Consider the following 9,734-nt stretch of genomic DNA (forward strand, 5'->3'; position numbering starts at 1 on the left):
TCAGGATTTCAGCTTACTCGTCATACCCCAGATTCGGCGCCAGCCAGCGCTCGGTTACGCTCAGATCCTGACCTTTGCGCGCGGTGTAGCTTTCCACCTGATCCTTGTCGACCTTGCCCACGGCAAAGTACTGCGCCTGCGGGTGGGCGAAGTACCAGCCGCTGACCGCTGCTGCCGGGAACATGGCGTAGTGTTCGGTGAGGAATACGCCGCTTTTGCCCGGCTTGCCGTCCGGCATCGGGTCCAGCAGTTCGAACAAGGTGCCTTTCTCGGTGTGATCCGGGCAGGCGGGATAACCGGGAGCAGGGCGGATGCCCGCGTATTGCTCTTTGATCAGCGCATCGTTGTCCAGTTGCTCGTCCTTGACATAACCCCAGTGCTCCTTACGCACTTGTTGGTGCAGCCACTCGGCGCAGGCTTCGGCGAGGCGATCGGCAAGGGCTTTGACCATGATTGCGTTGTAGTCATCGCCTGCATCCTGATAAGCCTTGGACACTTCTTCAGCGCCAATACCCGCGGTGGTGATGAAGCCGCCCACGTAGTCAGTGATGCCGCTGTCTTTAGGCGCAACGAAGTCGGCCAGCGAGAAGTTCGGCTTGCCGTCGGTCTTGATGATCTGTTGGCGCAGGTGATGCAGTTTCGCCAAGGGCTGGCCGTCATCGCCGTAGACTTCCAGATCGTCGTCATTCACCTGATTGGCCGGCCAGAAGCCGAATACCGCGCGGGCGCTGATCAATTTTTCGTCGATCAGCTTACGCAGCATTTGCTGGGCATCGGCGAACAATGACGTGGCTGCTTCACCGACCACTTCATCAGTGAGGATGCGTGGGTACTTGCCTGCCAGATCCCAGGAGATGAAGAACGGCGTCCAGTCGATGTATTCAGCCAGCACGTCCAGATCGATATTTTCCAGCACCTTGGCACCGGTAAACGTCGGCTTCACCGGATTGTAGGCCGTCCAGTCAAACTGCGGCTTCTTGGCGACGGCAGCGCCATAGCTCAGGCGCTCGGTGCGAGCGCTTCGAGCCGAAGTGCGCTCACGCACTTCGATATATTCGAGGCGAGTCTTTTCGATGAAGGCCGGTTTCAGCTCCTTGGACAGCAGTTGCGTGGCGACGCCAACAGCACGAGAGGCGTCCGTCACGTAGATCACGGCATCGTTGCTGTACTTGGGTTCGATCTTCACCGCCGTGTGGGCTTTGGAGGTGGTCGCACCGCCGATCATCAGAGGCAGGTGGAAGTCCTGACGCTGCATTTCCCGGGCAACATGGACCATTTCATCCAGCGACGGAGTAATCAGGCCAGACAGCCCGATGATGTCGCACTTCTGTTCCCTGGCAACTTGCAGGATCTTCTCAGCGGGGACCATCACGCCCAGGTCGACGATGTCGTAGCCGTTACAGCCCAGCACCACGCCCACGATGTTCTTGCCGATGTCGTGTACGTCGCCCTTGACCGTAGCCATGAGGATCTTGCCTTTGGCTTCCGGCTTGTCGCCTTTCTCCAGCTCGATGAATGGAATCAGGTGAGCCACTGCCTGCTTCATCACACGGGCGGACTTGACCACCTGCGGGAGGAACATTTTCCCCGAGCCGAACAAGTCACCGACGATGTTCATGCCGGACATCAGCGGTCCTTCGATCACTTCGATCGGGCGAGCAAAGGACTGACGGGACTCTTCGGTGTCTTCAACGATGTGGGTCGTGATGCCTTTGACCAGCGCATGTTCCAGACGCTTGTTCACCGGCCAGCCACGCCACTCTTCGGTTTCCGCTTCCTTGACGCTGCCATCGCCCTTGAACTTGTCGGCAATGGCCAGCAGGGCGTCGGTACCATCGGCGTTGCGGTTGAGTACGACGTCTTCGACACGGTCGCGCAATTCGGCCGGGATCTGGTCGTAGATTTCCAGCTGCCCGGCGTTGACGATGCCCATGCTCAAGCCGTTGCGGATCGCATGCAGCAAGAACACCGAGTGAATCGCTTCGCGCACCGGGTTGTTGCCCCGGAAAGAGAACGACACGTTGGACACGCCGCCCGACGTCAGTGCATAGGGGAGTTCATCGCGGATGTAGGCACAGGCATTGATGAAATCGACTGCGTAGTTGTTGTGCTCTTCGATACCGGTGGCGATGGCGAAGATGTTCGGGTCGAAGATGATGTCTTCCGGCGGAAAGCCGACTTCATTGACCAGAATGTCGTAGGAGCGTTTGCAGATTTCTTTCTTGCGCGCTTCGGTATCGGCCTGACCGGCTTCATCGAACGCCATGACCACAACCGCAGCACCGTAGCGCTTGCACAGCCTGGCGTGGTGAATGAACTGCTCGACGCTTTCCTTCATGCTGATGGAGTTGACGATGCCTTTGCCCTGGATGCACTTGAGGCCGGCTTCGATCACTTCCCACTTGGAGGAGTCGATCATGATCGGCACCCGGGAGATGTCCGGTTCACCGGCGATCAGATTGAGGAAGGTCACCATGGCCTTCTTCGAATCCAGCATGCCTTCGTCCATGTTGATGTCGATCACCTGAGCGCCGGCTTCGACCTGCTGCAGGGCGACTTCCAGGGCTTCGGTGTAGTTATCTTCACGGATCAGGCGAGCAAAACGGGCGGAACCGGTGATGTTGGTCCGCTCGCCGACGTTGACGAACAACGAGTTGCGATCAATGGTGAACGGCTCAAGACCGGACAGACGACAGGCTTTCGGGATGTCCGGAATCTGTCGCGGCGCATAACCGGCGACGGCTTCGGCGATGGCTTTGATGTGGCCCGGCGTGGTACCGCAGCAACCGCCGACGATGTTCAGGAAGCCGCTTTGGGCGAATTCCTCAATGATTTTTGCCGTCTGGCTCGGCAGTTCGTCGTACTCGCCGAATTCGTTGGGCAGGCCCGCGTTAGGGTGCGCAGAAACGTAGGTGCTGGCCTTGTTCGACAGCTCTTGCAGATAAGGTCGCAGATCACTGGCGCCCAGCGCGCAGTTCAAACCCACCGAGATCGGTTTTGCATGGGCTACCGAGTTCCAGAACGCTTCAGTGGTCTGCCCGGACAGGGTACGGCCGGAGGCGTCGGTGATGGTCCCGGAAATCATGATCGGCAATTCGAAGCCGATCTCTTCGAAGACACCTTGTACGGCAAAGATCGCGGCCTTGGCGTTCAGGGTATCGAAAATGGTTTCGATCAGGATCAGGTCTGCGCCACCTTCGATCAGGCCGCGTGTCGCCTCTGTGTAGTTTTCCACCAGCTCATCGAAGGTGACGTTGCGATAGCCAGGATTGTTGACGTCCGGTGACAGCGAGCACGTGCGGCTGGTGGGACCGAGAACGCCAGCGACAAAACGCGGTTTGTCCGGCGTTTCCAGGGTCTTGGCATCGGCGACTTTACGCGCCAGTCGTGCACCTTCGACGTTCAGCTCATAAACGATCTCTTCCATGCCGTAGTCGGCCTGAGAAACCTGGGTGGCGTTAAACGTGTTGGTTTCGAGAATATCGGCACCGGCATCCAGATAGGCCTTTTCGATAGCGCCGATCACGTCCGGGCGGGTCAGCACCAGCAGGTCGTTGTTGCCCTTGACGTCGCTGGGCCAGTCGGCAAAGCGTTTGCCGCGATAGTCTTCTTCCTCAAGGCGATAGCTCTGGATCATGGTGCCCATGCCGCCGTCGAGGATCAGGATCCTCTGCTGAAGAGCTTGCTGGAGAGCATGAAGACGGGCGCTGCGATCAGACATAGGGCTACCTGGAAAAGATCGATACAGAAAGGTCGAAATGATAGCAAACCCGAACGGTTTTGGTGTTGATAAGACTTTGGTATGAATATCGCTCATGTTGGCCTGCGATATCCTCTGTAGAATTGCTGCGTTTTTTCATCTTTTCAGACCTTCTGGACGCTGGATATGCCGTATCGCTTGGTTGTAAGCATCGCAGTGTTGTCGATGTACGGCATATTTCAGGTCCAGGCGGGCGACAAGCCCGTGCAGCCGAACATTTCCTATGTTCGGGACATTCAGCCAATCCTTACTGAGAAGTGCGTTGCCTGTCATGCCTGCAATGATGCGCCGTGCCAGTTGAATCTGGGCGCCGGGGAGGGCGTCGCTCGGGGTGCCAGCAAGATTCCGGTCTACGAAGGCGATCGCAGCGTGGCTCAAGCGCCCACCCGTTTGTTCATTGATGCCAATGGGACGAAAGCCTGGGAGAGCAAGGGTTTCTACTCGGTGCTTGACGCTCAGGGCAGCCAGGCTGCGTTGATGAGCAGAATGCTGGACCTGGGGCGTAAGGCGCCGCTGGAACCGAACGCGAAGATCCCGCCTGAAATCGTGCTGGGCCTCAATCGTGAAAATCTTTGCGCTCAGCCGGGGGAGTTCAATGCCTACGCTCAGGCTCATCCCAAGGAAGGCATGCCCCTTGCCGTTGCCGGGTTGAGCGACGCAGAGTACCAGACCCTGCAACGCTGGTTCGCCGCAGGCGCTCCGGTGGATGACCAGGCGCAAAGCCCGTCAATCAGTGAGCTGTCGCAGATTACCGAATGGGAAACCTTGCTCAATCAGCCCGGTTCAACTCAGGCACTGGTGGGCCGCTGGCTTTATGAGCACCTGTTCCTGGCGCACATCTACTTTGCAGGGGGTGAGCCGGGGCATTTCTTTCAATGGGTGCGTTCGCGGACTCCAAGTGGCCAGCCCATCGATGTGATTGCCACCCGCAGGCCGGACGATGATCCGGGCAGTGACTTCTATTACCGTCTTGCGCAAGTCAAAGGTGTGATCGTCCACAAGACGCACATTACCTATGCGCTGGGCCCGCAGAAGATGGCGCGGGTCAAACAGCTGTTCTATGGCAACGACTGGCGTGTGGATTCGCTGCCGGGCTATGGCCCCGGCCGTCGTGCCAATCCGTTTGAAACCTTTGAAGCGATTCCTGCCGCCGCGCGCTATCAGTTCATGCTGGATAACGCCGAGTACTTTGTCCGTACTTTTATTCGCGGGCCTGTGTGTCGCGGGCAGATCGCAACGGACGTGATTCGCGACCAGTTCTGGGTGACGTTTCAGGATCCGGCCCATGATCGTTATATCGTCGATGCCCGCTATCGGGGGTTGGCGACGCCTCTGCTGGCGATGCCGGGGCAGAACGATGATGTCGGCAGTGTGCTTGGTCTGTGGCACGCCTATCGCGACAAACGCAACCAATACGAAGATCTGCGCCGCGACAGCTACGCGCACATGCCTGCGCCGGGCTGGGCCACGTTGTGGGCGGGTAACGATAACTCGCTGCTGACAGTCTTCCGTCACTTCGACAGTGCTTCGGTCAATAAAGGCTTGATCGGTGACGTGCCACAGACCTTCTGGCTGTTCGACTACCCGCTGCTGGAGCGCACGTATTATCAACTGGCGGTGAATTTCGACGTTTACGGCAACGTGTCCCATCAGGTGCAGACGCGGCTGTATTTCGACCTGATCCGTAACGGCGCCGAGGTTAACTTTTTGCGGCTGATGCCCGCCGACAAACGCGATGACCTGTTGAGCGATTGGTACCGCAACGGCGGCAAGCTGAAAATGTGGCTGGATTATCAAGACATCGACGATGACACGCCGAGTGGCATACCGCTGGATGAAAAAGATCCGAAGCGCGATTTCGCCCTGAAGCTGATAGAGCGGTCCGGCACGTTGAATGCTGCGCCGGATCCTATCAATCGTTGTTCCGGCGCTTATTGTTCCCGGGCCGGTATCAGTGACAGTTTCGCTCAGGTCGAGCAGTCCTTGAGCCATTTGACGTCACGGCCAGCGGCGGGCTTGAAAGTGATCGACTACCTGCCTGAAGCGACAATGTTGCGAATTGAGGACAGCAACGGCAAACGGATGATGTACAGCATGCTGCGTAACCGGGCGCATACGAACGTGGCGTTTTTATTGGGTGAATCGCATCGCTATGAGCCCGGGCTGGACTCGCTGACGATTTATCCGGGCGTGCTGGCGAGTTATCCGAATTTCATTTTCAACGTACCTGCCAACGAGGTGCCTGAATTTGTTGAGCTTATGCAGCAGGCGAGGCATCAGACCGAGTTCGAGAAGATTGTGGAACGCTGGGGCGTGCGGCGCAGCAATCCGCAGTTCTGGACGTATTTCCATGACCTGACTCGCTATATTCAGGAGACGGAACCTGTTGAGGCGGGGGTGATGGACATGAATCGGTACGAGAATCTGTAGATTTGTGTCGCCCTTGTCGCGGGCAAGCCGCTCCCGCATGAGATCGCATTTCTCCTGTGGGAGATTCTATGTTTGCCCGGAAGCCGACGTGGGACCGGCTTTAGCCGGGAAGGCGGTATTTCTAACGATAGAGCTGTACTGCATGTACGAGCCTCTTCCCGGCTAAAGCCGGTCCCACGTCATCAGTGAATGCTGCACACCATGCTCCACATGGCCCGCAGCCATCTACCGCTGACCGGAAATCTCATTTTTTCATGACCTTTTAGGAACTATCACGGTCCGACCCCGTGAGTGTCCTTGTGCATGCTGATGTATCTGCAGCCCTGGATTGTTGTTCAAAGTGGCAATGAGGTTTGTGATGTTGATTTCTGTTCAAGCCCTGCGGGCACTCGCCGCGTGGGCCGTTGTATGTCATCACTTTATGCAGATTTTCTTCAATTTCCACGCCAGCGGCCCGATTGGCGACTTCTTCGTGACGAAGGGTGCAGTAGGGGTTGATATCTTTTTCGTCATCAGTGGCCTGGTAATCTTCCTCTCTACTCAGAACAGTGAAATGCCAGCCAGGCGCTTCATGCTCAACCGCATCATCCGGATTGTCCCCGCGTACTGGTTCTACACCGCAGCCATGGGCCTGTTACTGGTGTTTGCCGCACCGTTGCTGCCGCATCAGGTGATCAACTGGCAGACGTTCATGCTGTCGCTGTTTTTCATCCCCGCGGAAAATCCCGGTGGTTATGGGCTGTACCCCACGCTGAACGTGGGCTGGACGCTTAACTACGAGATGTTCTTCTATCTATTGTTCTCCACAGTCTTCCTGTTCAAGCAGCGTCATCGGCCATTGATCGTGGCTGCAGCGCTGTTTGCGGTGTGTGAGGTCTTGGCGCGTTCCGGGTTGATCAGCCGTTTTTATGGCAACGACATCATTTATGAGTTCTTGCTTGGCATTGGCATCGGCATCATCTATCGCCGGGGCTGGATCAAGGAAGGGTTCTGGCTACCGTTGCTGGGTATCGCCACAGGGTTAGTGGTCATTTATCACTTGGGCGCAGATCAGCAGCGATTGCTCAATTGGGGCCTGCCAAGTGCACTGATTGTGCTGTCGTGTATCGCCATGGAGCCGGTATTCCGGGGCAACAGACTGCTTAAAGTGCTGGGCGATTGCTCCTATTCGGTTTATCTGCTCCACGTATTGGTGCTGTACGGTGGCTGGCTTGCTTCGCAGCATTACGACCTCAACCCTTATCTGGTATTTGCCATTTGTGTGCCTGTGATCGCCCTGGGTGCATGGATCAGTTACGAGTGGCTGGAGAAGGGCTTGTACCGTCGCATGAAGGGCTGGCTGGACGACCGCCGGGCCAGAAACACTTCTCAAGCGCTTTCCTGACAAAAATACTAGGACTTTGTGCGAAGCTGGGGATTGGCGTAAACTGCCCGCACGTCTGCGAGGAATTTTCATGACCGCTATTACAATTACCGATGCTGCCCACGATTACCTGGCCGATCTGCTGGAAAAGCAGAACACCCCGGGCATTGGCATCCGCGTGTTTATTACCCAGCCTGGCACCCAGTACGCTGAAACCTGCATTGCCTACTGCAAGCCCGGCGAAGAAAAACCGGAAGACAAGGCCATTGGTCTGAAGAGCTTCACCGCCTGGATCGATGGTTTCAGCGAAAACTTTCTGGACGATGCCGTTGTGGATTACGCCACAGACCGCATGGGCGGCCAGTTGACGATCAAGGCTCCTAACGCAAAAGTACCGATGGTCAATGCCGACAGCCCGATCAACGAGCGCATCAACTATTACCTGCAAACCGAGATCAACCCCGGTTTGGCCAGCCACGGCGGTCAGGTTACGTTGATCGACGTGGTTGAAGAGCAGGAGCAGCACATCGCTGTTCTGCAATTCGGCGGCGGTTGCCAGGGTTGCGGTCAGGCCGATGTAACGCTGAAGGAAGGCATCGAGCGCACTTTGCTTGAGCGCATTCCAGAGCTGCACGGCGTACGTGACGTGACTGACCACACGCAGAAAGAAAACGCTTACTACTAAGCTGTTTGCTGCGCAGTATCAAAAGCCCCGACGTGTTCGGGGTTTTTTGTGCCTGATCAGAAGACTTGAGCATCACGCGACTATGGGGGGAATGCTTATGCCCTGTGGGAGATTCTATGTTTGCCCGCAAGCTGATTGATGATGTGGGACCGGCTTTAGCCGGGAGGGCGGTATTTCTGACGATAAGATGTACTTGAATGTACTGACCTCTTCCCGGCTAAAGCGGGCCCCACAGCAGCTCTCACGGGAAATCGCGCTTACTGCGTCATCTCACTTCCTGAACAGATGAGCATGCCCGGCACGGTACAGCGATGACTCGCTGAATGTATCGCTGGACAGCACTCGGCCCACCAGAATCAGCGCCGTGCGGCGGAAACCCTTGTCTTCCACTTTGGCTTCAATATCCGCCAGCGTGCCAACCGCCCAATCCTGATCCGGCCAACTGGCGCGATGAACCACCGCAATCGGGCAATCTGCGCCGTAATGGGGTGTCAGTTCAGCGACGATCTTCGGCAGGTTGTTGACCCCCAGATGAATCGCCATGGTTGCCTTGTGACGGGCCAGGTCGGCCAGGGCTTCGCCTTCGGGCATAGATGTCTTGTCCGCGTAGCGGGTCAGGATTACCGTTTGGGAAATATCCGGCAGGGTCAGCTCGGTCTCCAGCAGTGCAGCGCAGGCTGCGGTAGCCGTAACGCCGGGTATAATCTCGAACGGAATGCCCAACTCACGCAGGTGGCGAATCTGCTCGCCAATAGCGCCATACAGTCCAGGGTCTCCGGAGTGCACCCGCGCGACGTCCTGTCCCTGTTCATGAGCAGATTTCATCAAGGCGATGATCTCCTCCAGGTGCAATTCGGCACTGTTGCTCACTTGAACCGCCTGATGACCTTCCAGAACGGCAGCAGGCACCAGCGAGCCCGCATAGATGATGACCGGGCAACTGCGGATCAATCGTTGCCCCTTGACCGTAATCAGCTCGGGATCGCCGGGGCCTGCGCCGATGAAAAAAACCGTCATGAAGACTCCAGATGTGAAGGGGCAAAAATGGCGATTATCAGCGAATTGGCCGGGCAATGGCCAAAGCAAAAGTGGCTTGCGAGGATTTTTGGCGGGGAATCAGCAGCTCGGCCGAACCGGATTGGCTCGCCAGCGCCAGAGCTGAGCTTTCTGCGATGCCGAAACACCCCGTGTGCTCGAAGGCGATCTGTGAGCGATGGCTGAGCTGCGACTCGTAAGTAGCCAGCTGTTCCGCGTTGAAGAAACTCAACGGCAGATCAAGCTGAATCGCCAGTTCCAGCAGCCCAGGCTCCTGGCTTTTCAGATCAATGGAGGCGAGGACGCTGATGTCTTGCAAGCGCAGATCATGCGCTTCAAGGCTGTGCTCAATAAGCTCCAGCAGTGCCGCTGCGGAGCAACCGCGTTGGCAACCCAAGCCTGCCACCAGTATCGGCTGCTTGTTATCAAACAAAATATAACTCACTGAATTGAAATGTTTT

General features: G+C 56.9%; 6 protein-coding genes. 3 read left to right on the forward strand and 3 right to left on the reverse strand.

All coding sequences use genetic code 11. The features are described from left to right. Positions 1-13: 13 nt before the first annotated feature. Entirely contained in the window at positions 14-3,721 is a 3,708-nt protein-coding gene (metH, locus tag H8S59_RS23985; protein WP_187523033.1) for a methionine synthase, read from the reverse strand. A gap of 165 nt (positions 3,722-3,886) precedes the next feature. On the opposite strand from metH, the gene H8S59_RS23990 reads away from it, so the two are divergent. The 3 genes from H8S59_RS23990 (at position 3,887) to nfuA (ending at position 8,238) form a co-directional block, all read left to right on the forward strand. Next, complete coding sequence (locus H8S59_RS23990) at positions 3,887-6,190, forward strand: fatty acid cis/trans isomerase (RefSeq protein ID WP_187523034.1); 2,304 nt, start codon at positions 3,887-3,889, stop codon at positions 6,188-6,190. Positions 6,191-6,548: 358 nt separating this feature from the next. Further along, positions 6,549-7,574: an acyltransferase family protein gene (locus H8S59_RS23995; RefSeq protein ID WP_187523035.1), complete on the forward strand. Its 1,026-nt coding sequence runs from the start codon at positions 6,549-6,551 to the stop codon at positions 7,572-7,574. Positions 7,575-7,644: 70 nt separating this feature from the next. After that, positions 7,645-8,238, forward strand: coding sequence for a Fe-S biogenesis protein NfuA (nfuA, locus tag H8S59_RS24000; RefSeq protein ID WP_027902653.1), 594 nt, complete (start codon positions 7,645-7,647; stop codon positions 8,236-8,238). Between the two features lie 270 nt (positions 8,239-8,508). Here nfuA and cobM read toward each other — a convergent pair whose 3' ends face one another. Both cobM and H8S59_RS24010 read right to left on the reverse strand, forming a co-directional pair. Beyond that, entirely contained in the window at positions 8,509-9,255 is a 747-nt protein-coding gene (gene cobM / locus H8S59_RS24005) for a precorrin-4 C(11)-methyltransferase (RefSeq protein ID WP_187523036.1), read from the reverse strand. 37 nt (positions 9,256-9,292) lie between these two features. After that, positions 9,293-9,709, reverse strand: a complete 417-nt coding sequence (locus H8S59_RS24010) for a cobalamin biosynthesis protein (RefSeq protein WP_187523037.1) — start codon at positions 9,707-9,709, stop codon at positions 9,293-9,295. Between the last annotated feature and the right edge of the window lie 25 nt (positions 9,710-9,734).

This window comes from Pseudomonas folii (assembly GCF_014357575.1).
GTDB classification, from domain to species: Bacteria; Pseudomonadota; Gammaproteobacteria; order Pseudomonadales; family Pseudomonadaceae; genus Aquipseudomonas; species Aquipseudomonas folii.